At 48.2% G+C, this 24765-nt stretch carries 31 protein-coding genes, 1 tRNA gene and 1 riboswitch; of the genes, 22 read left to right on the plus strand and 10 right to left on the minus strand.

Annotation, left to right across the window (positions count from 1 at the left end):
* The coding region (locus B2633_RS04090) for a peptidoglycan-binding domain-containing protein (RefSeq protein ID WP_483169325.1) at positions 1-227 on the minus strand (227 nt) is incomplete at its 3' end.
* A gap of 400 nt (positions 228-627) precedes the next feature.
* Here B2633_RS04090 and B2633_RS04095 point away from each other — a divergent pair.
* Together B2633_RS04095 and B2633_RS04100 are read left to right on the plus strand one after the other, a co-directional pair.
* A complete protein-coding gene (locus B2633_RS04095) occupies positions 628-834 on the plus strand; it encodes a hypothetical protein (protein WP_483169326.1) in 207 nt (68 codons plus the stop codon).
* 57 nt (positions 835-891) lie between these two features.
* Positions 892-977: transfer RNA gene (locus B2633_RS04100), tRNA-Leu, on the plus strand.
* Positions 978-1373: 396 nt separating this feature from the next.
* Here B2633_RS04100 and B2633_RS04105 read toward each other — a convergent pair.
* Together B2633_RS04105 and B2633_RS04110 are read right to left on the minus strand one after the other, a co-directional pair.
* Positions 1374-1736 (minus strand): helix-turn-helix domain-containing protein, encoded by a 363-nt coding sequence (locus B2633_RS04105; RefSeq protein ID WP_483169327.1) that lies wholly within the window; start codon positions 1734-1736, stop codon positions 1374-1376.
* Entirely contained in the window at positions 1720-3087 is a 1368-nt protein-coding gene (locus B2633_RS04110; RefSeq protein WP_483169328.1) for a LuxR C-terminal-related transcriptional regulator, read from the minus strand. Before B2633_RS04110 ends, B2633_RS04105 begins: the two co-directional genes overlap by 17 nt.
* A gap of 78 nt (positions 3088-3165) precedes the next feature.
* Here B2633_RS04110 and B2633_RS04115 point away from each other — a divergent pair, with 78 nt between their 5' ends.
* Positions 3166-3339, plus strand: coding sequence for a hypothetical protein (locus tag B2633_RS04115; RefSeq protein ID WP_483169330.1), 174 nt, complete (start codon positions 3166-3168; stop codon positions 3337-3339).
* Positions 3340-3353: 14 nt separating this feature from the next.
* Here B2633_RS04115 and B2633_RS04120 read toward each other — a convergent pair whose 3' ends face one another.
* Positions 3354-4748: an extracellular solute-binding protein gene (locus B2633_RS04120; RefSeq protein WP_483169332.1), complete on the minus strand. Its 1395-nt coding sequence runs from the start codon at positions 4746-4748 to the stop codon at positions 3354-3356.
* Positions 4749-5178: 430 nt separating this feature from the next.
* Between B2633_RS04120 and B2633_RS04125 the strand changes: the two genes are divergently transcribed.
* The 4 genes from B2633_RS04125 to B2633_RS04140 all read left to right on the plus strand — a co-directional run bounded on the left by B2633_RS04125 (position 5179) and on the right by B2633_RS04140 (position 7321).
* Complete coding sequence (locus B2633_RS04125) at positions 5179-5553, plus strand: hypothetical protein (protein WP_483169334.1); 375 nt, start codon at positions 5179-5181, stop codon at positions 5551-5553.
* A 162-nt stretch (positions 5554-5715) separates the two neighbouring features.
* Positions 5716-6081, plus strand: a complete 366-nt coding sequence (locus tag B2633_RS04130; protein ID WP_481038526.1) for a DUF4870 domain-containing protein — start codon at positions 5716-5718, stop codon at positions 6079-6081.
* 226 nt (positions 6082-6307) lie between these two features.
* A complete protein-coding gene (locus B2633_RS04135) occupies positions 6308-6805 on the plus strand; it encodes a DUF6591 domain-containing protein (protein ID WP_483169335.1) in 498 nt (165 codons plus the stop codon).
* Positions 6806-7102: 297 nt separating this feature from the next.
* Positions 7103-7321, plus strand: coding sequence for a hypothetical protein (locus B2633_RS04140; protein ID WP_481038530.1), 219 nt, complete (start codon positions 7103-7105; stop codon positions 7319-7321).
* A 25-nt stretch (positions 7322-7346) separates the two neighbouring features.
* Here the strand turns inward: B2633_RS04140 and B2633_RS04145 are convergent, their stop codons facing one another.
* Entirely contained in the window at positions 7347-8231 is an 885-nt protein-coding gene (locus tag B2633_RS04145; protein ID WP_483169336.1) for a hypothetical protein, read from the minus strand.
* Positions 8232-8448: 217 nt separating this feature from the next.
* On the opposite strand from B2633_RS04145, the gene B2633_RS04150 reads away from it, so the two are divergent.
* The 3 genes from B2633_RS04150 (at position 8449) to B2633_RS04160 (ending at position 12265) form a co-directional block, all read left to right on the plus strand.
* On the plus strand, positions 8449-9006 hold the full coding sequence (locus B2633_RS04150; RefSeq protein WP_481038534.1) for an isochorismatase family protein: 558 nt from the start codon (positions 8449-8451) through the stop codon (positions 9004-9006).
* A gap of 76 nt (positions 9007-9082) precedes the next feature.
* On the plus strand, positions 9083-10240 hold the full coding sequence (locus tag B2633_RS04155; protein WP_483169339.1) for a cysteine desulfurase family protein: 1158 nt from the start codon (positions 9083-9085) through the stop codon (positions 10238-10240).
* A gap of 363 nt (positions 10241-10603) precedes the next feature.
* Entirely contained in the window at positions 10604-12265 is a 1662-nt protein-coding gene (locus tag B2633_RS04160) for an ABC1 kinase family protein (RefSeq protein ID WP_483169341.1), read from the plus strand.
* 194 nt (positions 12266-12459) lie between these two features.
* Here the strand turns inward: B2633_RS04160 and B2633_RS04165 are convergent, their stop codons facing one another.
* Together B2633_RS04165 and lgt are read right to left on the minus strand one after the other, a co-directional pair.
* Entirely contained in the window at positions 12460-13083 is a 624-nt protein-coding gene (locus B2633_RS04165; protein WP_483169343.1) for a DUF2318 domain-containing protein, read from the minus strand.
* Positions 13084-13170: 87 nt separating this feature from the next.
* Entirely contained in the window at positions 13171-14007 is an 837-nt protein-coding gene (lgt, locus tag B2633_RS04170; RefSeq protein ID WP_483169345.1) for a prolipoprotein diacylglyceryl transferase, read from the minus strand.
* 245 nt (positions 14008-14252) lie between these two features.
* Between lgt and B2633_RS04175 the strand changes: the two genes are divergently transcribed.
* Positions 14253-14696, plus strand: a complete 444-nt coding sequence (locus B2633_RS04175) for an RrF2 family transcriptional regulator (RefSeq protein ID WP_483169347.1) — start codon at positions 14253-14255, stop codon at positions 14694-14696.
* Between the two features lie 350 nt (positions 14697-15046).
* A complete protein-coding gene (locus tag B2633_RS04180; protein ID WP_483169397.1) occupies positions 15047-15250 on the plus strand; it encodes a DUF2933 domain-containing protein in 204 nt (67 codons plus the stop codon).
* 230 nt (positions 15251-15480) lie between these two features.
* On the opposite strand, the gene B2633_RS04185 is transcribed toward B2633_RS04180, so the two are convergent.
* From B2633_RS04185 to B2633_RS04195, 3 genes are read right to left on the minus strand one after another with little or no spacing between them, the layout of a single operon-like run.
* On the minus strand, positions 15481-16224 hold the full coding sequence (locus tag B2633_RS04185) for an SIMPL domain-containing protein (RefSeq protein WP_483169348.1): 744 nt from the start codon (positions 16222-16224) through the stop codon (positions 15481-15483).
* Positions 16202-17290 (minus strand): anti-sigma factor family protein, encoded by a 1089-nt coding sequence (locus tag B2633_RS04190; protein WP_483169350.1) that lies wholly within the window; start codon positions 17288-17290, stop codon positions 16202-16204. The genes B2633_RS04185 and B2633_RS04190 overlap by 23 nt, the downstream gene beginning before the upstream one ends.
* Positions 17268-17891, minus strand: coding sequence for an RNA polymerase sigma factor (locus B2633_RS04195; protein ID WP_483169352.1), 624 nt, complete (start codon positions 17889-17891; stop codon positions 17268-17270). The genes B2633_RS04190 and B2633_RS04195 overlap by 23 nt, the downstream gene beginning before the upstream one ends.
* A gap of 121 nt (positions 17892-18012) precedes the next feature.
* Here B2633_RS04195 and B2633_RS04200 point away from each other — a divergent pair, with 121 nt between their 5' ends.
* The 10 genes from B2633_RS04200 to hypB all read left to right on the plus strand — a co-directional run bounded on the left by B2633_RS04200 (position 18013) and on the right by hypB (position 24691).
* On the plus strand, positions 18013-18471 hold the full coding sequence (locus B2633_RS04200; RefSeq protein ID WP_483169353.1) for a PPC domain-containing DNA-binding protein: 459 nt from the start codon (positions 18013-18015) through the stop codon (positions 18469-18471).
* Complete coding sequence (locus tag B2633_RS04205; protein WP_483169354.1) at positions 18468-18920, plus strand: YaiI/YqxD family protein; 453 nt, start codon at positions 18468-18470, stop codon at positions 18918-18920. Before B2633_RS04200 ends, B2633_RS04205 begins: the two co-directional genes overlap by 4 nt.
* Positions 18921-18922: 2 nt before the next feature.
* Entirely contained in the window at positions 18923-19762 is an 840-nt protein-coding gene (locus B2633_RS04210; RefSeq protein WP_483169355.1) for an Mrp/NBP35 family ATP-binding protein, read from the plus strand.
* A gap of 30 nt (positions 19763-19792) precedes the next feature.
* A complete protein-coding gene (locus tag B2633_RS04215) occupies positions 19793-20554 on the plus strand; it encodes an exodeoxyribonuclease III (RefSeq protein WP_483169356.1) in 762 nt (253 codons plus the stop codon).
* 338 nt (positions 20555-20892) lie between these two features.
* Positions 20893-21039 carry a hypothetical protein gene (locus tag B2633_RS04220; protein WP_481038562.1) on the plus strand — a complete coding sequence of 49 codons (147 nt, stop codon included), beginning with the start codon at positions 20893-20895 and terminating at the stop codon, positions 21037-21039.
* A gap of 229 nt (positions 21040-21268) precedes the next feature.
* Positions 21269-21700 carry a DUF3842 family protein gene (locus B2633_RS04225; protein ID WP_483169357.1) on the plus strand — a complete coding sequence of 144 codons (432 nt, stop codon included), beginning with the start codon at positions 21269-21271 and terminating at the stop codon, positions 21698-21700.
* A 22-nt stretch (positions 21701-21722) separates the two neighbouring features.
* A complete protein-coding gene (locus B2633_RS04230; RefSeq protein ID WP_483169359.1) occupies positions 21723-22322 on the plus strand; it encodes an FmdE family protein in 600 nt (199 codons plus the stop codon).
* A 6-nt stretch (positions 22323-22328) separates the two neighbouring features.
* The gene (locus tag B2633_RS04235; protein ID WP_483169360.1) at positions 22329-23129 is read left to right on the plus strand and encodes a CooT family nickel-binding protein; all 801 of its coding nucleotides are present in this window, start codon (positions 22329-22331) and stop codon (positions 23127-23129) included.
* Between the two features lie 310 nt (positions 23130-23439).
* Positions 23440-23563, plus strand: a riboswitch (molybdenum cofactor riboswitch).
* A gap of 117 nt (positions 23564-23680) precedes the next feature.
* Positions 23681-24025, plus strand: a complete 345-nt coding sequence (gene hypA, locus B2633_RS04240; protein ID WP_483169361.1) for a hydrogenase maturation nickel metallochaperone HypA — start codon at positions 23681-23683, stop codon at positions 24023-24025.
* Positions 24026-24031: 6 nt separating this feature from the next.
* Positions 24032-24691 carry a hydrogenase nickel incorporation protein HypB gene (hypB, locus tag B2633_RS04245; protein WP_483169362.1) on the plus strand — a complete coding sequence of 220 codons (660 nt, stop codon included), beginning with the start codon at positions 24032-24034 and terminating at the stop codon, positions 24689-24691.
* Positions 24692-24765 lie beyond the last annotated feature (74 nt).

The following is a 24765-nucleotide window of genomic DNA, read 5'->3' on the forward strand; positions in this document are numbered from 1 at the left end:
GATCCATCAATACTATTTGAGTAGAAGCCTAATCCAGCAAGATCTTTTTGCAATTGCGTGACGGCTGAGCCTTGGCTGCCTAAGGCAAGATCTTTGGTCCCATAATCTACAGTGGCTGTAGCTTTGGATGTTGCTGCATGTACTGACGGAGTTAATCCAGTCAATGCAAACAATGTCAAGAAAGTTAGAATTGCGAAACATTTTAACAAATCGCGATTTTTTTTCAAAATATTCTCCTTCCTTAATAAGGTCGTTTTAGCAAAAAAATAATTAAAGACAAAATTCTACATAAATAATCAAACCTTTCATAAATAAAATTTTTTTGGTAATAGAGTAATCAATGACAAATTTCTACAAAATATAGGAGAACCCTGCCGATTTATGGTGGTAAATAATGGAGATAACCGGTATTATTCGTCATAAATGGGGGATCGTCGGGATTTTAGAGGGGTTTATGTCGACACCAGAAGGTGGAGTTTAATGGGTTATAGCGGCAAGGATGATCTTGGACTGGAAATAGCAGACTAGATTGACGAACATATCATATGAAATCGATGCAATTGAAAAAACCTATGATGGAGAACCTTGGATATAAAATGTTCCGGGCAGGATTAAAGGAGTGTTTATGTGCTGGACCGTTATCATCAAGCCAGATATGTGACCCAAGCAACGGGGCATATTGAAGGCAGCGCAGCTATAATGTGGAAGTATATTCATAGCGGTGAAAAAAAGTTGCGACAGGTTTTTGCAGTATTAATCACTGCAATTGAAGGTGAAGCTAAGAAGCCATCTGTAGGGGAAGCTAGAAATCATCATGTACAAAAACCGGCTTGACAAGGGAGGAAGGCATGTAATATAATTTGTCTTGCTGAGGCAATAAATCAGCATTAAGCGGCAGTGGCGGAATTGGCAGACGCGCTAGATTCAGGTTCTAGTCCCGCAAGGTGGTGGAGGTTCGAGTCCTCTCTGCCGCACCATAATTAAGCCCTCAAAAAGATGTTCTGCGGAAAAACCGCAGAACGTTAACTTTTTTCGGGCTTTTTTTATACGGTTTTTGCCCCGCCAAGACAGATATTCGGTTTGAGGATATCTTTTCAATGTTTAGAGAAATCCTATATTCAAACTCACACATGAGGGACTTTTACGATGATTGATACGGAAATGAGGACTTGCAGCGCTCAAAATGGTTTTATATGTCCTAACGCCTTCCCGCCCTTTTCTGTAATGGTACATGAGTATACCTCCCTACTGGAAAGGGCGCCGCTTCTCATATTCTCATATCCGACAGCAGAAACGACTCCTACCATCTGATCCTAACGGCGTAGTTCCGGCAGGAAAGGAAAAGGGCGCTATGATATCAGTCTGCCTTTGGCTCATTCCCTATCCATGTTCTGCAAAGAGCGAATAAAGGCCGCCACTGCCCTCAGCTCCCCGTTATCCATCTGCTTCACTTTCTGAATGGTGTCGTTTTGCAAATCGCTATGCGCGATTCCATTGTTTTCTGGCCTTTTGCCGGTCAGTATCCACTCGGCGGAGTACCCGTAGGTGCTTTCAATCAGTCGTGCCAACGGCCCGGATATTAAGGTTTTCCTGCCGCTGGTCAGCAGATAGACATAATTTGCGCTGATTCCAAGTGCTCTGGCGAAGTCCACCTGCTTAATCTGCTGTTCTCCAATGATCCATTGGATGCGTGACGCTAAGGTTTCCAGTTCTCTCGGTTCACTTGTTTCCCGCATTTGCGCAGCCTACCTCCTCCATCATCTGAATATACACCATCAGCTCCTTGCGGGAGGTAACGTTTAGCTTCATATAGATGCGCCGGTTATGTGTTTTAATTGTATTGATGGAAAGGCAAAGAATCTCTGCAATTTCCTTGGCCTTGTGCCCCTGCACGTACAGATCAAAAACCGATTTCTCAGCGGCCGAAAGCGTTCGGATATTCCTTACGAACTCCAGGTACAGAGCGGAAGGCTCCCGTGCCGGGAGCTCCTTTTTTTCTCCGGACACAGGTAATGCATCATGGGCCGCGAGAAACTCGATCAGATCATCGATTTCCGGAATTTTGGTTTTGGCGGTTAGGTTGGGTTCTTTCAGATGCTCCAAAGCCGCCGCCACCGGGTGGACATACTTGTGGCTGATAAACGACGCCAGGCCAATGTTGACAAGCATCAGTATCAGAAGCCCTAAGATCAGGTTGCGGCTCTTGGCTGAAATCAGCGTGTTAAGCCCTTGATAGGGCATCATCAGCGCCACCACCCACTGCTCATCCGCGTATGCGGAATCAGCCGGATACAGGGATACTGTCTGGTGCAGGCCGGCATAGCTCTCCTTTTCCGGCTGCTGGTAGCGGTAAAATTCGCCGCCACCGGAGGATATCTCCATTTTCGTGTGTTCCGGCGCGTTGGGGCCGGCAGCAAAGTTTCCGGCAAAGAGTGCGCCAGACAGCCGCAGTGTATTTTCTTCCAGGGGCGAGAGCAGACAGAACAAATGGTCATAGCTCTCTGATCCCGGGGTGTGGGAGAGCTTAAAGAGCATCTCGCTCACCTCAAACCCGCACACGCCAAATACCGTGCCGTCCGATGCGATCAGCGGCACGATACAAAGCATAATCCGTTCGCTGTTGCCCGGCAAGCTTGTCCCTTCGCTCCAGCGGTAAAGGCGGGAAAAAGGGAGCTTTTGTTCTCTTGCGGCAGCCATCAGCTCAGTAAAGCAGGGCATCTCGCTCAAATCAAACTCCATCTGCCACTGCGGAAGAATATGGATGCCATTGTTTCTTGCAATGGTCATGGGGCCAAAGCTCAGGCGCAGATTTGCCGCCATGCCATTGATAATATTCGGCTCCATATTTTTCAGGTAAAGGCAGGCGCGGGAATCCTTCGCACCTGGCAGCTCGGGATTGACAGTCGCATCCAGTAGCAAGAAAACGCCGCTTCCTCGGGATCTTTCCAGGGCGCCGGTGAGCCTGTCCAGTTCCTCCTCCAGCAGATGCTCCAGCAGATCGGGATTTTCCTGCAACGAAGCAGCCGATCCGCCGTGTTCTTTCAGATTGCGCTCCAGTCCCGCCGAGAGCTCTTTGGCCAGATCCACCGTCTGTACCGAAAGGTTGCCGAAGGATTTATAGATATCCGCCGTATAGTGCATCAATTCCCTTTCAAGAACCGGTCTGTGCTCAAGCAGGCCGGCTTTGAAAACGCCGACGGAAAACAGGATGAGAAGAACACCCAGCATAATGGTGTTGAGGAACAGAATCAGAAAAAGAAACAGCCGCAGACGCATGGGCAGGCCGTTTTGGCCGCCGCGGCGTATGGCCTCGCGATAAAGTCCCACAATCTCCATTAGTCTCTGCTTTGGCATTACCTGCCCTCCGTCTGTCTCGCAATAAATTCCTTCAGAGCGCCGTTTGCCGCCCTCTCAAAGGCGCCGTCGGGCTCCATTGTTTTCAGACTTTCCATATACTGCTCCCGCCTTTGCTCCGTTATGGCAAGGAAACTGGCTTCAAAGCTCGCGCTGATGGTGTTGAATCCATCAAATACCGGGGGGATGTAAAAATCGTATTCTTCATGAACTGTAATAGCGGTGCGCAGCAGCCTTTGAATATTCGGGTTGCTGTTTTCAGAGATCTCCCGCTCCATGTGGTCGGTAAAAGCCCGCCCGGTCACTGGAAGGTACCCGGTGGAAGCCACAAAGCGCATGTTTTGCTCCGGGGCGGTAAACCACTTGAGGAATAGAGTGGCCGCTTTTTCCTTTTCGGGGGTGGATTTTGCCACTGCCAGGCCACCACCTCTCTGGATGGCGATTCTTTTGCCTCCCTCAAAGGTTGGGTACGGCAGGATAGCGTATTCAACCGCTTCCTTAGTGTTATTGGGATAGGTGATCTCCTCACCGTAAAAGAGGACACCCGCTGTCGAGCCCGTTGAACAAAGAATATCGCCTGTCTTGGAAAGATCGGAGGAATAGCCGTCATATATGGCGTAGCCGCCACGCACTGCCGGTTCCAAGATCGTGTTCCAGATCTGCTCGAATTCCGGTGTGTTCAGCCGAAGCTTCTCTCCATCAAAGAGGGAGGTTCCCATCTGTTCCATCCCCACCTGAGCGAGATTGAAAAAGGAATCCGCAGTATAAAAGGCTTTTCCATCGTTTGATATGTCCGGTGTTTGCTGGTCGGTCCAGCGGTAGTACTGTGTCGCTGCATCAGCAATCCCCTCGAAGGTGGCAAGGCTGTCCGCAGTGACCCCGGTGGCAGATGAAAAGCGCTCAAAAAGCGTTTGGTTCAGGAAAAGCACCTCGGTGGATTTGGCAAAGGGAAACACATAGAGTTTTCCGTCGGGCAGCCTGCCCTCCTCCAGGAACCGGGGCAGATAATCCATAAGCTCTGCGTCGGTAAAGTACCCATCCATCGGCGCAAGAAGCCCTTTGTCCGCAAGCAGCATGGCCGTGGCCGGATAACAGGTGGTGATGTCGGGCATTTCCGGAGCACCGGGATCGCCCCTGGCAATCATGGTCAGCTTCTCTTGGAGGGCAGCCGAACTGGAAATAGACGTGACGCTTACGATCACGCCTTTTTCCTTACCAATCGTGGCGTTAAACTCCCCGATCTGTTCATCCATAGTGGCCTGCATCTGTCCGCCAAAATTGTGCCATAGTGTGATGGTTACCGGGCTTTTCGGATTCAGCCCCTTTGTCTGCCCACAGCCAGACAGTAGGACGGACAGCAGCAGCACTGTCCAAATAATATATTTCTTTTTCATAAGAACACCTATTCCCTTCCGCAAGGCTCGTTTTAGAAATCTTCCTTTCATCACCTGTTCCCGGTGCCAGACAAGCATTTCCCAGGTAACTTAGACAGGCTATTCGGAGGATTATAAAAAATCACCCCAATAATCACCCCTATTTTGACTTGACAATCACCCCGGGGATGATTACAGCAGGTGGCATTTTCAGTATGATAACACGGAAAATCAATGGGACCGTTGCCTGTATATTACCAAACAAATCTAACTCAGCCAAGCATTTCCTGCCGGTGAGAAAGAGGGGGTGCGATGCAAAAAGATCACAGACAATTTGGAGGAAATAATAGAGGCCATCCGCAGGCTGGATCATTTTAGTATGCAAAAACTGCCTTTATTGCCGGTTAGGAAAGTGTGAAGGTACGGGATAAGGAAAGCGAGGGTCAAGATCATGGTGGCGGATCGGCCGGTTCCAATATTTACGGCAAAATACCGAACGGTGCGGGAAGGGGCCGGGTTTCGCCTGACCTTTTTCTGCGAACTCTGCGGCGGTGGATATACCACTCCGCTGCTTGGCTGCGATACTCCGAAGGAGGCCCTGCATTTGGGGGAGCAGGATGCGCGGCTGCATTTCAACCGCTGCGAATGCTGCCACGGGTGGGTGTGCGACGAGCATTTCAATGAGAATCGCATGATGTGTATTGCTTGTATGCCCCGTATCTGCACCCAGTGTGGCGCCCCTGCGTCCAAGAGCGAACAGTTTTGCAAGGTGTGCGGTGCACCGCACTTCGAAACATGTGAGGAAAGGATGGATGACTATGAGTGAGTTGTCCGGCGGATTTGGCGGCCTGATCAAGGGCTCTCCGGCTTCATGCCGCAGGCTCAAATTCTGTGGCAGTTGCGATAGCAAGATATAACGGGATATGAAGATATATCACCGTAAGCCCACCGAATCCAAACAAATATAAAAACTTTGGAGGAAATTGACATGACAGAGCAAAATAATAATCTTGAAAACCAGGGATTGGAATCCATACAGAAAGACATCTATACCATGGAAGATATCGAAAAGAATAAGACTATGGCGGGACTTTCCTATTTTCTGTTCTTCCTGCCGCTGATCGCCTGTCCCGAATCCAGGTATGGCAAATTTCATGCCAATCAAGCGCTGCTGCTCTTGATTACAGGAATAGCAGGCAACGTAATACTGGGTATCATTCCCGTGATTGGCTGGATGCTGATGCCAATTTTCGGAGCCGGTGTTTTAATATTGGGTATTATGGGACTCATCAATGGATTTGGGGGGAAAGCAAAGCAGTTGCCCCTCATCGGCAAGTTTACCATCTTGAAATAAGGCATGGTTTTATAACTGCGAAATCGTATTCTGATCATAAGAACTTTGGAGAACCGATATGAAGAAATTCTTATCTTGGCTTTAGCGACCACATGGAATTTTCCGCTTTCAAGGACAGCAGCATGATGGTCTGCGCTTATACAGGTGAGGAAAAACAGGTATCCATTGAATTTCAAAAATAGGGCAGCTGCAAAATAGCTGCGTTTAAACTGAGAGGAGAGATGATATGAAGAAGATTATAGTCGGTCTTTTGGCCTTTATGCTGATCTTATCCTTGGCCGGGTGCGGCGCAAAAGAAAAAATGGAGGAAAAGGCCGGAGAGGCCTTGGCGGAAAAAATTATCAAGGAAGCCGGAGGGGGCGATGTTGACATCGACGGAGACAAGGTGGTCATCAAGGGCGAAGACGGAGAACAGGTGACTTTCGGTCAAACTGAATGGCCAACCTCCGACTTGGCAAAAAGCATTCCCAAATTCAAAGGCGGGAAAGTCGTTACAGTTATGGAAATGAATGATTCGCTGATTATCGCCCTGGAAGAGGCATCTAAGGAGGACTTTACAGATTATCTGGGTGAAATCAAGCAGACCTTTACCGAGCAAAGCTATGATATGAAGTCGGAAGGAAATGTGACCTATGGTGCGGAGAACGGCGAAGGTATTGGCGTTTCGCTCATTTATACCACAGACCAAACCCTCAGCATCACGGTCGCGAAAATACCGCAATAGCATTTTATCAGGGTGATCTGCCCCTTGGCGCCAGCGAGGGAACGGATCACCATAACATAATCACATAGAACAATAAATCCCTGATATTATTTCAGGGATTTTTACTTTTCAACAGGAACCAGCATCATCAACTGTTAGCTTGCGAGCACCCGCCAACATATTGACGATCCGCTAATGTCAGCGCTTCACGCTCTTCTGCCATCTACTTAATAAATTTTGGTATTAGTGAGACTAGCACAGAATAGTGTCTGCAAGGTATATATTGCAATTAATAGAATACTAAAAGAAGGGTGATATATGCAGACCAGCAACCAAACCCGCCTGGAAAAGTCATTGCTCAGAATTCTCGATCAGATAGAACAATTACAGGAGCAGATAGGAAAGTCAAGCGATGAGGAAGAGAAAGCTTCGCTTAAGATCAAACTGAGAAACCTGGGGATATTAAGATCGTATTATATTCAGTTGATTATGATAAAATACGGTGATCCGAATAGCGATAAACATGCCGCACGTTGATTGCAGGATTTCCGCAACTGATGCTTTAAGCCCCAAACCTGCTTTGGTGACTGTGGCGCTGCAGCCTTTCCCAGTAGAATCCGCAGCCGGCTAGCAGCACACCCACACCACCCAGCATCAGGGTCGTCTTCATAAAGGCGGCTTGAACAGCCGTTTTTAAAATTCTGGCCAGTACGGCGGGATTTGCGCCCAGTGAAAGCCAATTGCTATTGTCGGTCACATGTTCTATTATATAACGTTCCACGCGGACATCACCGGCATTTAAAGCCACCAAACACAGTATGCTGGCCAAAACCAGTCCCAGGCCAAACCATCTTAAGCCTGCGGCAAAGCCCCGAACGAGGATCAACATCGCCAGCAAGCCCAGGAGCACATAGTACAGGTAGGCGGTATAAGGGTAGTACTGTCTGAAAGCCTGCATGTATTGCTGTGTTTCGGGCCGGGAAAATACCGTGTTCTGAGTAATATCAATAGTCTCCGGCAAATGCAGGAATTGGCTTATATGACTTAATAGACGCTCGCTTTGCTGCTCGATCATGTCTGCCAGGGCGCTGTTTGCCGGGGGAAGTGTTCTGAATTGTTGGATATATTCCTGCAGTAATAAATTCTGCCTGGGACGCAAGTCAATGGTTAGATCCAGTACATCCTCCTGGTTTTTAAGGTAGCCCAGCAGGTTCTCAATCAAGCGGGAAGTCTCCTGACGGGTCCATTCCGGGGAAAAAGACCTTTCTATAGCATGCATCAAGGCATCACGAACCGGTTCCGCCAGCTGCTGGTTGATGCCGGAGCGTATCTCCATAAGAACATAGCGCTGTGACAGCTCGTAGATATTATGCCGGGTAAATTGCTGCTCATAAAAATCGGCGTTGAGCAGCGAAGCTTCACTTCCCAGCCCAAAACACGTCACCATTCCGGCAGCCACAACTCCAAAAAATAATATTATAAAAACAAGTAAACGAAAATATTTCATGATAGGACCATATCCCTAATACTCTTACTAATTATAACAGATTAGCACCTGTAGAAAGCAATGTCATGTTTATCGGCATTAGCCAGGGCTTCAAGGAGCAACCTATACATGATAGAATAATCCCATAAGTCAATTATTCCATAAGGAGGATGCAATGATGGAAATGGGCAAGTACAGATTGGATCGGCTGGATTCGCTCTTGTTGATTATCGACTTGCAGGACAAGCTATTAAAAGCCATGAAATACCGGGACTCGGTGGTGAAAAACACCAGCCTCTTGCTCAAGCTCGCCAGGGAAACAGGCCTGCCGGTTTTAGTCACCGAACAAAACCCCCGTGGCCTGGGCCCTACCGTTACCGAGATAAAGGAGAATTTTCCCGAAGGAACCGAGGTAGTCGAAAAAATGTCTTTTACCGCCTGCACCCTGGAGACCAGAAAAGCGCTCTTCGCGTATGACCGGCCCAAGATCATCGTTACCGGCACTGAGACTCACGTTTGCGTGTACCAGACCGTGAGGGACTTGCTCGAGAACGGCTACACCGTACACGTGGTAGAAGATGCGATCTGCTCGCGTTTTAAACAGAATTATCGCAGCGGTCTGGAATTGATGAAGCAAATGGGAGCGGTGATCACCAATGCGGAGACCATATTCTTCGATATCCTCAAAACTTCAGGCACTCCGGAATTTAAGGCATTGTCACCGCTGCTCAAATAGGTAAATTCAGAGAGGCATGGGAAGCGGATACGATGGGTGTAAAGGGCATAGGCCAAAGGCGCGGAGGAGCGGTAAGATGAAGAGAATATATATGGACCATAGTGCAACGACTCCTGTTGATCCTGAGGTTGCCGACGCGATGATGGAAGTTATAACAAATGGCTGGGGGAATCCATCCAGTTTGCACAGCCAGGGACGCGAGGCCAAAGAACATTTAGAAACTGCGCGGAAACAGGTAGCCGCACTAATTGGAGCAGAAGCTCAGGAAATAGTGTTTACCAGCGGCGGAACCGAAGCTGATAATCTTGCCATCATCGGCGCGGCCTTGGCCAGGCAAAAACAAGGGCGCCATGTTATAACTTCCGCAGTAGAGCATCACGCAGTGCTTAACGCTTTTCAATTTCTGGGTCAGTTGGGTTTTGAGGTAGCAGTTTTACCCGTCGACTTTTATGGAGCTATTAATATAGACCAATTAAAAAAGACTATCCGTGAGGACACAGTCCTTATCAGCATTATGCACGCCAATAATGAGATCGGCACAATGCAGCCCATCGCTGAAATCGGAGAAATCGCCGGGCAGAACAACATATGTTTTCATAGTGATGCGGTGCAGTCCGTAGGCCGCATCCCGGTAAATGTCAAGGAACTGGGTGTAGATCTGCTGTCGCTGTCAGCCCATAAATTATATGGGCCCAAGGGGAGCGGCGCATTATACATCAGGTCGGGAATAAATGTGGCCCCACTGGCTTATGGAGGGGGACAGGAGCGAAACTGGCGTCCGGGGACCGAAAACCTGCCGGGTATCGTAGGTTTGGGCAAAGCCGCTGAAATAGCCCGGTATGAAATGGAAAAACGTGCTTCTCATCTGGGGCGACTGGGACAGAACCTTATTCAAAGGGTGTTGGATGAAATTCCTCAGAGTTACCTTACCGGACACCCGCAGCATCGTATCCCCGGCCATGCCAGTTTCGTATTCCCCGGGGTGGAAGGTGATTATTTAATATATTTCCTGGACTCGCAAGGCATCTCCGCCTCCAGTGCGGCGGCTTGCAGCTCCAATTCATTTCAGGCATCCCATGTTTTAAGAGCCCTGGGATTAAAAAACGAAATTGCCTTAAGCGCTTTGCGGCTAAGTCTGGGTAAAGATAACTGCGAAGCGGACATCGACAAGCTGATGTCAATCCTGCCGGAAGTGGTGGAGCGCTCCAGGCTTATCTGGTCGATGTCGCAGTAAAACAAAGGATTCGAATTATGCAGGCATAAAGCATCAGCCCATATGGCGGCTGAGTAATATTACTTTTCCATCAACTGCATCATTCATCCCGAAAGCACCCCATCTGGAGGTGCTTTCAGGCTGGATAAGGGTTCTTTAGGTCTGTGAAAGTTTAAATACCGGATGGGTGCATTACAATTCGCAAAGAAAATGCTACACTATTTTGGAGGAATATGCCTGATATTGAAAGCTCTCTTTAACTTAGAGCCAGCCTTTAAGCCACTACAGTAAAGAAATATTGAATATAGCTTTTACCCCAAATCAGTTGCAGTGGGACATAAACAGCCGGATAGCGGTTGAACCTAACCTCAAGGAGGCGGCAATTTGAATATTTATCGCAAAATAAGGCATAGGCGTCGTTACCGGCAAATCATCCAGACCTTGTTGAAGCATGGCCTGGGTTATTTCGTCCACCGGTTGGGTCTGGAAAGCGTAGTGCCCTTACCTGCGGTATATTCACTGCAAAAATGCCAAAAGGAATCGGACAGCTGTATGGCAGATAAGCTGACCAACGCCCTGATGGAACTGGGCCCCACCTTTATCAAGTTCGGTCAATTGCTCAGCACCAGGTCAGACATTCTTTCACCGGCTTTTATTGAAGAACTTGAGAAGCTGCAGGATAAAGTACTGCCTTTTCCTGTCGATCAAGTCAAAGCACAGATCGCTGCGGAGATTGGCCCGGTGGAGGAAATCTTTGCAGAGTTTAATCCTGTACCGCTGGCGGCCGCATCTATTGGACAAGTGCACCGGGCCCGTTTAAAAAGCGGGGAAGAGATTATTGTAAAGGTGCAGCGCCCAGGCATTGAAAACCTGGTGGAAGACGACCTGCAGATACTGATCGATTTGGCCGGCCTGGCGGAAAAGCGCTCTGCGGATGCCAGGCAAATCGGCATACAGGCTATGATTGAGGATTATGCCAAAATATTGCGCCTGGAATTGGATTATGAACGGGAGGCCAAAAACACTGAAAGAATGCGTGTGAATTTTGCCGCGGACCATTCAGTGGTTATTCCCCGTGTTTTTGCGGAATACAGCACCAGAAAGATTCTGACCGAGGAATTTATTGATGGAGTAAAACTCAGTGATTTTAATACCATTCAAGCCCGGGGATGGAACCGCAATAAGATTTCCCGTTTGGGAACCCGGGCCTTTTTGACCCAGGTCATGATGCACGGTTTTTTTCAGGCTGACCCGCATCCCGGGAATATGATGCTCCTGAATGAAGATAAAATCGCCTTTATTGATTTTGGGGAGATCGGGTTATTGACGGAAAAAAGGCTGACCACCCTGGGACAGCTGCTGGTGGGGATCGACAAAAAGGATCTGGACAGTGCCATGAGTGCCTTATATGATATGGGAATATTAAATGAGCGGGTTGATCTGGACAGTTTTGAGGCGGACTTCTCGGATCTGATAGAAAGGGTATATTTATCCAATATGGGGAGCATTGACGCCGACCGCTTGCGCCGGGAAATGATGGACATCGCCTACCGTTATCAACTGCGGCTGCCCAATTACCTCACCGCTCTCATGAAGGCTTTGATCACCGTGGATGGCGTCGGCAAAAGACTCGATCCGAACTTTAATATCTCCGAAGTGGCCGGTCCTATCATTCGGGAAATGTTTATAGAAAGGATAAAGCCGGAAGGTATTTACCGCAGCCTGCGCCGTAATTATTATCGGGAAATCAAGCCTTTGTTTGCTTTCCCCCGGAATCTGAACCATTTGGTAAAGGTGGCCGGGCAGGGGGATCTGGAAATATCCCACAAACATGAGCTGAAGAAGAGCTTCGAAACTAAAATCACCCAGGTATCAAACCGTATAAGCGCCAGTTTGATCATTGCCGGCGGGCTGATCAGCACGTCTTTGCTGCTGCTGGCGGGGGATCATTCCGCGGCTCACTTGAACAGAGTCCTCATGGCTACCAGCGGCTTTGCCATCTTAATGGGCTTATATGCCTTCCTTATTTCAGGGCGGCGTTACTGAAAAACCGTCATCCTGACAATGGGAAGGGCAGAGGTCTCAAACCCTGCGGGTATAATCACGACGGTACACCCATATGGCCGAAAAGGCTAATAAGGTGTCTGCGTCTAAATTGACAAAAACAAAGCCCCCGCTTAATCTGTGAGGACATAGCGGGGGCTGCATATTTTACTGACGAGGTCGATCATTGATAATGATTAGCTGTCTCTCCAATTGGTGAAGTATGGCAGTTGGGTGGCAATAAATTCTTTGGATAAGGCGATGGTGCTGCCCAGATCGGTTTTATCACTTCCCATGACCGGAACCGGATTGCATCCGCCTTTTATCTTTTCGACCTGGTCAATATGAAATCTATTTCCGCAGTTCTGGCAGACCAGATAGGAGCCTTCCTGAATATAATAGCCCCGGCCCGAATCATAGCAAACCTGACAGGTATTTAAGGCCGTTCTGATAGTGCCGTCGCTTGCCTTAACCGCAATTATCTCCATGTTCACGCCATTAAGCGTATAGGGGATAAAGCTGGCTTGGGAAGAGATTTGACTCTTGGTAATATTTATGGCGATGTCTCCATTTTGGGGATTGTTTTTGCTGTCAGCCTTATTGGATTGAGCATTGCCGCTTGGTTGGTTTTCGCGGGGCGCATTGGGGGCCGGTTTGGTGATAGGCTCGGGTTCAGCATTGTTTCCCGCGGAAGTGCTTGTTCTGTCGGGAACGGCTGGATCAGCTGATCCGGGGTTTAAGCCATAAAAAGCTATAATGGCCAGAGATAGCGCCACACATCCCCAAAATACTATTTTTGAAATACCACCGCTTTTCTTCATTAAAAATCCCTCCTGTACTGAAATTGCTTTGACCATTTTATCTGGTAAATGTGCAGATATTGTGAAGACATCATAAGCCGGCCTTAACTAGCTTGCTAAAGCATAAAATATCATTACGTTAACCAGAGCCAGTATAATTACTTGGCCCCAGACGAGAGGGGCCACCCAGGTTGATGATGGGGTTCCGGCTATTATTTCACCCGGATTTCGTTTGCCAAGCCAGCTATTTAGCGCATAAGACACTACAATGAATGCCAAACTGGTTAAATGCGCCGGGGTGACGTCGCCAATGATAGTTGGATTGGTTCTGAAAAACTCCAGCATCAGTCTGATCAGCGCGTAACCGCCCAAATAGTACACGAAGATTTGCCCGGTATATTTTTGCCGGGAGCGCTGGCCCCATAGGAAGACAAAAAGTGCCAGGTCCAGCAGGGCTTCATAGATCTGTACCGGGTGCACCACGAGGCCGTTTACCTCTATACCCCAGGGCCAAATTCCGCTCATGACCTTCCCGTATACATCACAACCCACGCGGGCAATTCCCTGTCCCAAAACGGCAGCTGGAGCTATCAGGTCAGCGGTCTTCCAGAAGGGCAATTTAACCTTTTTGGTATACCAAAGTCCGGCCAGTAACGCGCCCAAAATACCTCCATGTATGGAAAGCCCCCCTTCATAAAGTTTGAAAATATCGGCCGGGTTGTGCCAGTAGTAAGCAGGTTGGTAGAAAAGAACAAAGAATATACGTGCCCCCAGAACACCGGCCAGCAGTATAACAAGTATTAGGGTAGATAACTTTTCTTCATCCAGAGCGTTTCTTTTGGCCTCTCTAATGGCCAGCAGGTAGGCAGTCAAAGTCCCAACCGCGATGGCAAAGCCAAAGGTATATATTGTCAGCGGACCAAACTGAAACAGAATTCTATCCATATCTCGCGGTATCCTTTCTGATCAGGGCTCATTGTTGAATGACGATAGCAGACAAAACAATCCCGCTTCAAGACTATCATCACAGAGTGAAGATATTGTGAAGAAGTATCAGCGCTAAAAAAATTCTCATGGCTTATATTTTAATTTATGTATTCATTGTCAAATCATCGTGCTGCTTGCATCCGCTGTCAAGGATATATTATTATTCATATAAGAAAACTATATGGTATCTGGAGGTCTGGGCTATGAAGATGTCAACCAAAGGTCGTTATGGTTTAAGGGCTATGCTCGATCTGGCGCTAAACTCGGGCGGCGATCATGTTGCTTTAAACACTATAGCTGAACGGCAGGACATTTCCACCAATTATCTGGAGCAGGTATTTTCCACCCTGAGAAAGGCCGGTTTGGTAGTGAGCATAAAAGGGGCTCAGGGAGGATATATGCTGGCCGATAGCTTGAACCGGATTACGGTTGGCCAAATACTTCGAGCCTTGGAAGGGGATCTGGCCGTAGTCGGGGACAAGACCGGCAGTGAAGCGTTAAATCCGGTTGAATATTGTTTGAAGACGCAGGTATGGGATAGGATCAATACGAGCATCGACACAGTCGTTGACAGTATCACTTTGGAGGACTTGTTGATCGAGTATAGGAAAATGCAGGGAGCGGAATCTCTTATGTTTTATATCTGATCAACCTCGTGACTCCACCCATTCAAGATGTGATGCCGGGCAGCACATGGTATAGGTGACCGCAGATCCCTTGGTACATACGCATCCTTTTTGCCGGCAGTAGCTGGGTATGATCGTGATTAATCCTTAGGTCTTCATAAAATCAACACAAAAGCTTTTTAAAATGGAGTCAGTTAGAAAATGTAAGCGGCACGGCTAATGGATGGAGGTAATGGAGTATGGATTGCCATAATCATAATGAACGAAGCTCAGAACATAACCAACCCAATCAAAGTTCTAACCTGCCAAGCCCCAAAACCAATGGGCTAACCTGGTTGCCCTGGTTGCTGGTAATTGTCTTGGCAGGCATGATGGTCTTTTATTATATTGCACCACCGGGGAATGCCGAGGCTGGTTCCAAGAACTTGAGTTGGCTGCCCATATTGATAATGAGTCTGGCCTGCCCTTTAATGATGTTATTCATGCCTGGACATGGCCGAAATGGCGGCGGTGGCTGCTGCCACCCCCAGGAAAACCCCAATGAATCTGATGCCAATAAAGCCCCAAGAAGATAGGACACCACCCGCGCCAAGGTTGGGGCAACTTTTGGCCGGGGATAGTTATTCGGTTTAATTGATGCGCAATAATAGCAAGGAATACCCCCCGTTATTAGGGGGGTATTTATTATGAGAAAGCCCTAGCAGCGATTCACAAGAAAGGCTGCCGGAAAATATCCAACAGCCTATAACCATATTACTATTTGAGCCAATATTTCATTAAGTCAGGTTATGCAAGCATCTCCAGCCTATTTCAGCTGGTAGACCATGGTTACCGTGGCGTTTACCTTAAGCTCACCGGGACTGATGGGGACGCTGTTGACTGCCCCTCCCATACCCTTGGCGGAATCCATGGCTATGTTGGCTACATTGGGATATATGGTGGCGTTGTAACCTTCGCTGATGTTCAACAGGTCGCCCAGACTCATCTGGGCTGCACTGGCTATGAGCTGCGCTTTATCATGGCCGCGGGCAATGGCCTTGAGCAGGGCCTCATTTTCCGCCGCATCCAGGTTGGCCTTTTCAAAAGAGACATAATTCACGTTATTGGCCCCTGCCTGAACTGCTCCATCCAATATGGATCCAGCCTTGCTTATATCCTTGACCACTATGGTAATTTCATTTCGAACCTGGTAGCCTATCAGGACGCCGGTTGATCTCGTATTGTAATCGTATTGGGGATAGATGTTAAAACTGCTGGTCTGAATATGGCTTTTGTCAATTCCCATGGTTTGAACGGCAGCTATGACTTTCTGGGTGTTCTGATTATTCTCGCTCTGGGCCAGGGCCAGGTCTTTATTGCTAGTGACCACGCCCAGTGAGATTCTGGCTTGATCCGGGGCTACGGTGGTGGTTCCGGTGGCGGTAACCACCACCACCGGACCGCTATATTGCACTGGAACATCTGCAGCCAGGGCTGGCCCGGCAATAGATAAGACTAATAGACATATAATACCTAAAAAGGCGGTTTTACGGATTCTTTGCTTTAACACCTTGGATGCCCTCCTCTAATTGTAATGAATTGGCTATTACGGCTAATTCCTCAGTACTCAAGTTGCCGCTGACTACTAGTTGATAAAGCTGTTGATCATAATTCATTTCCGACTGGAAAGAGTTGATCAGGACCGTTTTTGGTGGTGAAGGGCCCCCTGATCCTTCTGTCCTGGCGGGGGAAGCGCTTTTTAACAAAAGTTCATCAGATGAACCCGTGATTTCAGCGCTATTTATTTGATTATCAACCACCGTCAACCTGAGGTTTAATTCCTGTTGTGTTGCCTGGTTTTGATATACAAAGGTAATATCCCGGTCTGAGTTGCTGACAACAGCCTGAAGCGTATACTCAGGCGGCAGGTTGGCCGGATGCAGGGTCGATAACTCCGCCCCACGATTAGGATTGCTAGTATAATTGGGTGATTTCATAATCTGATCAGCGGGGGCTGCGTAGGAAAAAGATCTAGCATCCGGGGCGGGTTGAGAAGCATCTGGCAGCAATGTGTCTTTTGGGGAAACGGGTGTCTGAACATCTTGCACTGCCACCTGGCGGGGTTGACCGGCAGTCTCTTCAACAGGCTCTCCCGCCTGGGGGGTCTCAGTTGCTGGATTTTTTTCCGGGACATTTTCCGGGACATTGTTCAACGCTGCGGGCAAGGTTTCGGTGTGCAAGCCAGCCTGGTCGTTTTGTCCGGCCAGTCTGGAGCTCATGGGATGTTCCAAAAGGGGCAGCGAATACAAGGCCAGGATTAAAACGGCTGCGCTGGCCGCACCCCACCACCACCGAATCTGTTGCGGATGGCGGGAAGCATGAACAGCCAATATACTTGCCGGCCTGTTATTGTACCTTTTCTGGATCAGGGATATAACCTGACCGGTAAATTCAGGCTGCAGGGTCGGAATGATTTCCAAACTCCGCAGCAAATTGCCCTCCCGCCCGGCCGCAGCTACTTTGTCGCGGCAGCTTTCACACTGGTCAAGATGGGCCTGGATGCCGTCCTGCATCTGGGGAGTCAATTGTTTGTCACAGAACTCATAAATGTATTTATCGATTTGCTGACAGTTCATTGTTTATCCCCCTTTCTGCTTGACGGTTTAATAAAATCTTCTGTAAGGCCTTACGGGCGCGGTGTACTTTTACCTCTACATTCTCTTTGCTGATTCCCAGGGTATCTGCTATCTCCTGGTTATCCAGATCCATTTGATACCTTAGAGTGATAACCACCCGGTAATTCTCTGGCAATGCCATGATGGCAGCATCAATCTCGCGATGCATTTCGCGCTGTTCGAACATGGAATGGGGATCGCCCACCTGAATCGAGGCATAGCAATCCATTGGGGCGCTATAGGCCTCGTCAAAATTGACCATAACTACCTTTTTTCGCTTGCGCAAGGCGCTGATACTGGTGTTGGTGGCTATGCGATATATCCAGGGGGCAAACTTCTTATTAGAGTCAAACTGGTACATCTTCTCATAAACAGTCAGAAATACCTCCTGGCTTAAATCCTCGGCTTCCTGCGCATGGCCTATTATACGATAGACGATGGCATAAACCTGATTCTTATATCGATTAACCAGTTCCTCATAAGCTGCTATATCACCGCTCAGAGTCTGCCACGCCAGCATCTCGTCGCTAATCAATAGAATCAGCTCCCCAATCCCGTTCATAAACAATACGCCGTCAATATTTTCAGCTTACACCAATAGGGGGAGGATGTGGGATAAAATTTAGCCATAAGCCCAACCAATTTGTGTTAAACTATTCTATGATTATTTAGGAGGGAAAAACTTGCTTTATCAGCAGGGAAGCTTGGGCAGGATATTTGTGGTTAAGCTGGAACACGGAGACGATCTTCTCCTGGAAGTAAAGCGCCTGGCTGTAAAGACGGGGCTCAAATCCGCCTATCTCTTCATGATTGGCGCCTTGCAGAGTTCCACTATGGTGGTGGGGCCCCGGGAATGTGTGCTGCCCCCGCAGGGAATAGAGACTCACTTGGATGACGGCCGGGAGATCGTGGCCATCGGGACTTTGTTCCCGGATCAGGACAAAGGCGAACCGGTCCTGCATATACATGGCTCCCTGGGGCGCGGAGATACTAGTTTAACAGGCTGTCTGCGGGCGGACAGCAGGGTTTTCCTGGTAGTGGAGATGCTTATCATAGAATTGCTGGGTTTTGATGCCCAAAAAGGCCATGATCCCCTGACCATGATGAAAACCTTATTGTTAAACCGGGTCGACAGCCTATGAGAGTATTAGTAGATGCAGACGCCTGCCCAGTTAAGGATATTATAGAAAAAACCGCCCAGGAATGGAATCTGGAAGTGATTATGTTCTGCAATCCCAACCATTCTATAGAGAGCAGTTATGCCCGGATAATCATGGTGGACTTCGCCCCCGAAGCAGTGGATCTGGCTATCATCAATCGAACTCGGGCCGGCGATATTGTGGTCACTCAGGACTACGGGCTGGCCTCACTGGTTCTGGCCAAACGGGCCCAAGCCATCCATCCTGACGGCAAAATTTATGACCCGGGGAATATCAACGCCCTGCTCACCCAGCGTTATTTAAACGCCCGAGCCCGCAGGGCAGGAGTACGCATCTCCGGCCCATCCAAACGGAGCCCGGCGCAAGATCAGTGTTTTACCAAAAATTTCATAAAATTGCTGCAAAATACCAGCGATATGAAAGGAGACTAATCATGTCTGACAAATGCAATACCTGTCCATCTGCGGCTGGCTGCAATATCGATGCCAGTTCCTGCGGAGTAGAAAGCCAGCCTAATACACTGATAGGGGCTTTTAACAGCATCCGCAACGTGATCACCGTAATGAGCGGCAAAGGCGGGGTGGGCAAATCATCGGTCACCGGTCTTCTTGCCTTAAGTCTGACTCGTCAGGGCAAAAAGGTGGGGATACTGGATGCCGATATCACCGGACCCAGCCAACCTAAAGCATTTGGCATAAAGGGAAACATTAAGGCGGGAGATTATGGCATGATCCCTCCCCAGAGCCAAAGCGGGATAAAATTGATGTCCATAAATTTCTTTCTCCCCAATGAAGACGACCCCGTAATCTGGAGAGGGCCTATGCTGGCCGGGGCGGTGAAACAGTTCTGGTCCGATGTGGACTGGCGCGATTTGGATTATCTGATCGTAGACCTCCCGCCCGGAACCGGAGACATTCCTTTGACGGTGATGCAATCCCTGCCGGTGAATGGCATAATCATTGTCTCCTCACCACAGGACCTGGCCTTTATGGTGGTGAAGAAGACCATCAAAATGGCGAAAAAGCTGCAGCTGCCTATTGTTGGCCTGATAGAGAATATGAGTCATGCGGTGTGCCCGCATTGTAATGAGAAAATTGAGATCTTCGGCAAGAGTCAGGGCGCCAAAGTTGCCCGTGAGACCGGGGTGGAATTTCTGGGCGGCCTGTCCTGGGATGGGCATTTCAATGCCCTGGTGGATGAAGGAAAAATAGAAGAATACCGTTCACAAGAAATGGATGCCATCGCCGCCCGGATTATGGAGCAGCTGCCTTAACGGTTAAACGGTTTGGGGTGGGGGATATCAATGAAAATCTATTCATGGAACGTCAATGGCATTCGTTCAGTATTTAACAAAGGCTTTATCGAATGGCTGCAGTCGGAAGCTCCGGATATACTGTGCCTGCAGGAGACCAAGGCCAGCCCTGAGCAACTGCACCAGTCCTTGCTGGAAGTGCCGGGATACAGAAGTTATTGGAATATTGGCGCCAGGAAGGGATACAGTGGGGTGGCCACGTATGTGCGGGAGACTCCGCTGGAATGCCTGGTCAGCACCGGGGTGGAACTCCTCGATGTCGAAGGTCGCCTGATTGTAACCAGGCATCCGCAATTCACCTTATTGAACATATACTTTCCCAATGGGCAGATGAGCAATGAGCGTTTGCAGTATAAGCTGCAGTTCTATGAAGCCTTGATGGATTACTGTGAAGATTTGAAAAAAGCTGAACCCTATTTGATTATCTGCGGGGACTTCAATACCGCGCACCGTGCGATCGACCTCAAGAATCCTAAAAATAATGAGAAGCGCTCGGGTTTTCTGCCCGAAGAAAGGGAAGTCCTGGATCGTTTTTTAGAGCGGGGCTATGTAGACGTTTTCCGCCACCTGTACCCTGAGAAAGTCCAATACTCCTGGTGGGATTACCGCACCCGCGCCCGGGAGCGCAATGCCGGCTGGCGCATTGATTACTTCTATGTCAGCCAGCCCTTGCTCCCCAGGATTACTGATTGTGCCATATTTGATCAGGTCACTGGATCTGACCATTGCCCCATTGCTCTGTACCTAAAATAAGAAAACCAGGGAGAACCAACCCCTGATGCGGCTCACCAACACGTGGTTGTTATTTGCAAAAAACGGTGCTGCGATTTTGGGGCCGGTTAGAGAGTCTGCCCGGCACAGTGCCACATTTTCAGGGCAATTTGTTTGTCGGTTTGTTGAACAGTATAACCCCTGGGGAATCGCAACTATAGTTTACGAATGAGCCGCTGGAAATTAAAAAAGGGGTACGAATTCCTGTCATGGATGTATATAATTAAACTATAGACATGCATCCAATACATTAGATAACAACCAAAACATGAAATCGAATAATGTGTCAAGGTTGCAGGAATCGAAATGGAGGAGTTATCATGGCAACCAAACTGTTATTAGAATTAAAAAACTTGCTTGCTGATCTGGCCTCCACCTTGATTCTGGGCAAGAATAAAGATGCGGCCTGTTTGGCCTTGAAATTGTCAGAAAAGAGCAAAGCCCTGGCAGAGGAACTGGTTAAATAGCGGTGGTCAGGAAGGCCATCTGTTAAGACTGACATAACATAACATAACAGAATAAATACAAGACGAACCACGAAGGTCGGCCCCTGTTACAATGGTCGTTCTGTGGTTTCTTTTTTTTCATTCAAATGTTATTATGAAGCAGAAAAAGGACAGTTCTAAGATGATCGTGCCGGTTGTTGCTTCAGAAAACTCAATTATCAACCAATAATCGACAAGCGGAGGGAAGATTTTGAAAATCGCTGTGATTGACGGTCAAGGGGGCGGGATCGGCCGCTTAATTATTGAAAAGCTGCGCAAGGAATTTGGACAAGAAGTATATATTATCGGGGTGGGAACCAATGCGGTGGCTACATCGGTCATGTTGAAAGCCGGAGCGAATGACGGGGCCAGTGGGGAAAACTCGGTGGTTTGGTGTGCTTCACGGGTCGATATGATTGCCGGTTCGGTAGCCGTAATTGTTGCTAACAGCTACGCCGGGGAATTGACGCCGCGCATGGCTGAAGCCGTTGCATCTTCTCCGGCCATGAAGATATTGATACCCATGAATCGCTGTAATATAGAAATCAGCAGCAGTCAGGATGAGCCTTTGCCCCTTCAGGTAGATCAACTGGTAGCCAGAGTTCGAGCTCATTGCCAGATGTGCCAAGATGCCGACAGGTAGAGAATGAAAGGTGGTTTATTATATGTGTAAAGACATGACCCCGTTAGAGTTAGCCATACAATTCCACGGCCATATCTGTCCCGGTTTATTGATGGGAGTTCGAGCCTCTCAGTTGGCTATGCAGCATCTTGACCTGAAGCGGGACCAGGATGAAGATGTTGTGGCCATTGTGGAAACGGATTCCTGTGGCGTAGATGCCTTGCAGGCCATTCTGGGTTGTACCTTCGGCAAAGGCAATTTAATTTTTAAAGATTATGGGAAAGCGGTCTATACCGTAATTAACCGCCAGGATGGCCGGGCGGTGCGAATTGTTCAGCGAAGATCAGCCTCTAGCGGGAAAACCGGACAGCGTTATCGTGAGCTCAAAGGCCGTGAAGATCTTAATCCGGCTGAAAAGGAAGAAATGGAGCAAGTTCTGCAAGAACTGTTTGAGCAGTTGATGACCTGCCCTTATGAAGAGCTGTTTGACTGGCAGGATGTTGATGTAAAACTGCCTCCTAAAGCCAGTCTATATTCGACCCTGACCTGCAGCAATTGCCAAGAAGGGGTCATGGAAACGAGGGCGGTTGAAACAGCGGATGGAGTATTATGCATACCCTGTTTTGACCTGCAAAGGAGGTAAGTGGTTATGTGTGAAGCCAATGTCTACCTGCTGCGCGACGGGCAGGAAGAACTCTTGATGGAAAAGGTGGACAGGGTTATTCCCGGTGAAGAACACACCTTGTTTATGGAGAATATATTTGGGGAACGCAAGATCATCAAGGCTCGTATCCGTGAACTGGAACTGGTGCACCACCGCATCATAATTGAAGAGATCCCTCAGCGAACCGTGGTTAGGGAAGAAGAATTGTGGCTGGAACCGGATACCGACCACGGCCATTTTCATGAAGGTGAAGAAGTCGGATTGAAGCTGTTTAAGGGATATAATATGCAGCCCCAAAAAGATGCCGATTTGGGGGGCGTAAAGGCTTTTATGGCCAATAGCGGGGGGAGACGCGATCTGCAGATTCACCATCATGAAGGTCAGTATATGCTTCATCCCGGGCAGGAAGCTGACGGACTGATTCAGGTGATCGTCCAGCAGTCTGGAAACAAGGAATTGTATGCCAAAATCCTGGTTGAAATTGGTCATCACCATCATCATCACATTGAGGCCGTAGGTCTGCCGGTGGAGATCGTACCCAGCGGATACAGCCATGCCCGCATCGGCGAATATTATGAGGTGCAGTTATTAACAAATGGCCAGCCTCTGGCGGGTGTTGAAATAAAGGCCACCTATGCCGGCGCCGGTGGTCGGGAATACCCGAGGCGGCAAAAGACAGACCATCTAGGTCAGGCCAAATTCTTTTTATCAGCACGAGGGCACTATCTTTTTTCCGCTGAACATGATGGCATAATAAGCACTTTTACCCTGGTCAAAGGTGTTTAAATTTAATTTTCCTCGTTAAGGGGAGATACTGGAAATAGTCTTATCAGATTAAAGTCATTAAAAAACCATGAAGTTGTAACGGGATGAAACCGAAACGCTTCATGGTTTTATTTTGACTGGGCGAGGTGTTTCCCATGTCCATCTTTACACCCGCAGCCAAGGTTTACAACTGATTTACTTGCCTGAATGCAACCGAAACCTTTGTTATTAAATTGCAACGCTCTATTGCAGGAAAAATATTTAGCAGGTAGAATATATAAATTAGAATAGATGAATTAGAATAGATAGTTAACATCATTTTATGAATTACAATTAAATAATTCTCCAAGCCAACAGACCTAAGGCTTTCGCAAAGCTATGGTTAATTGGCCGGGGTATAATTGGAAACGATTATGCCTTCCCGTATTGTGAGTAGGAGATGTCTTGGTACGGCAGACGTTAGCGCTATAATGCGCCTGCTTAGCTTTTTGTGTTTAATTACCCGGCCTCTCTACGAGTCCGGGTTTTTAGTTGTTTTTTCGTGTAATCGTAATCGGCCTGAAGGAGCACATATGCACGAATTGTCTTTAATAGCGGGGATGATGGATTTGATCCGCAACAGCGCAGACAAAAACCAGATCACACAAATAAGCCGTATCAAACTGGTTGTCGGCAAGCTTTCCATGGCCCTGCCGCATAGCCTCAGCTTCGCTTTTGAAACCCTGGCTCAAGAAGAGCTGTTTAAAGATGCGGAATTGCTGATCGAAGAAAGGGAGATCTGTTGTCAGTGCCAGCAATGTCAGCAACAATACGTTGCTGAGATGCCGTCCCGGCTTTTCTGCCCTTACTGCGGGAGCAGTGACACTCAGATGCTTACCGGACGGGAATTATTTATCGAATTCTACGAAGGGGATTAATGAGAAATGGCTCAAATTCGTATGGAAACCAATATTTTGGGAGCTAATGATATGCTGGCCGCAAAGAACCGCCGCATCTTCAAAGAGGCCGGAATGTTGGTGGTCAATTTGATGAGTTCGCCCGGTTCGGGAAAGACCACCCTGTTGGAAAAAACCATTGAAGGTATCAAAGGGCGCATCAGGCTGGGCGTAATCGAAGGCGATCTGTACACTGATCAGGATGCCATGCGCATTGAAAACAAGGGCGTGGAAGTGGTGCAGATCAATACCGAGGGTACCTGCCATCTGGATGCAAGCATGGTGGAAAAGGCCTGGCGCCGCCTGGCCCATCATCCCATCCAACTGTTATTTATAGAAAATGTAGGCAATCTGGTATGCCCGGCCGAGTTTGACCTGGGCGAACATTTTAAGGTCGTGGTTTTGAGTACCACCGAGGGTCATGACAAAGTATTAAAATATCCCCTGGTTTTCAACCAGGCCAGGGCAGTGGTACTCAATAAAATAGACCTTTTGCCATATACAGATTTTGACATGGATGCTTTCAGCAGGGACCTGCAACTGGTAAATCCTATGGTTAAAGTTTTTCGAGTTTCAGGTCGCACTGGTGAAGGAATAGATCAATGGAACCAATGGTTGTTAGAGGAGGTGGGAAAGCAGCACTTTTAAAGCCAAGCTAGATTAGAGAGAAAAATAGTGATTGGGATTATATGGCAGCTTATTCACAAAATTTGTTTCGGGGG

This window comes from Syntrophomonas sp. UBA1041, assembly GCF_002316705.1.
In the GTDB taxonomy this organism is placed as follows: Bacteria; Bacillota; Syntrophomonadia; order Syntrophomonadales; family Syntrophomonadaceae; genus DTU019.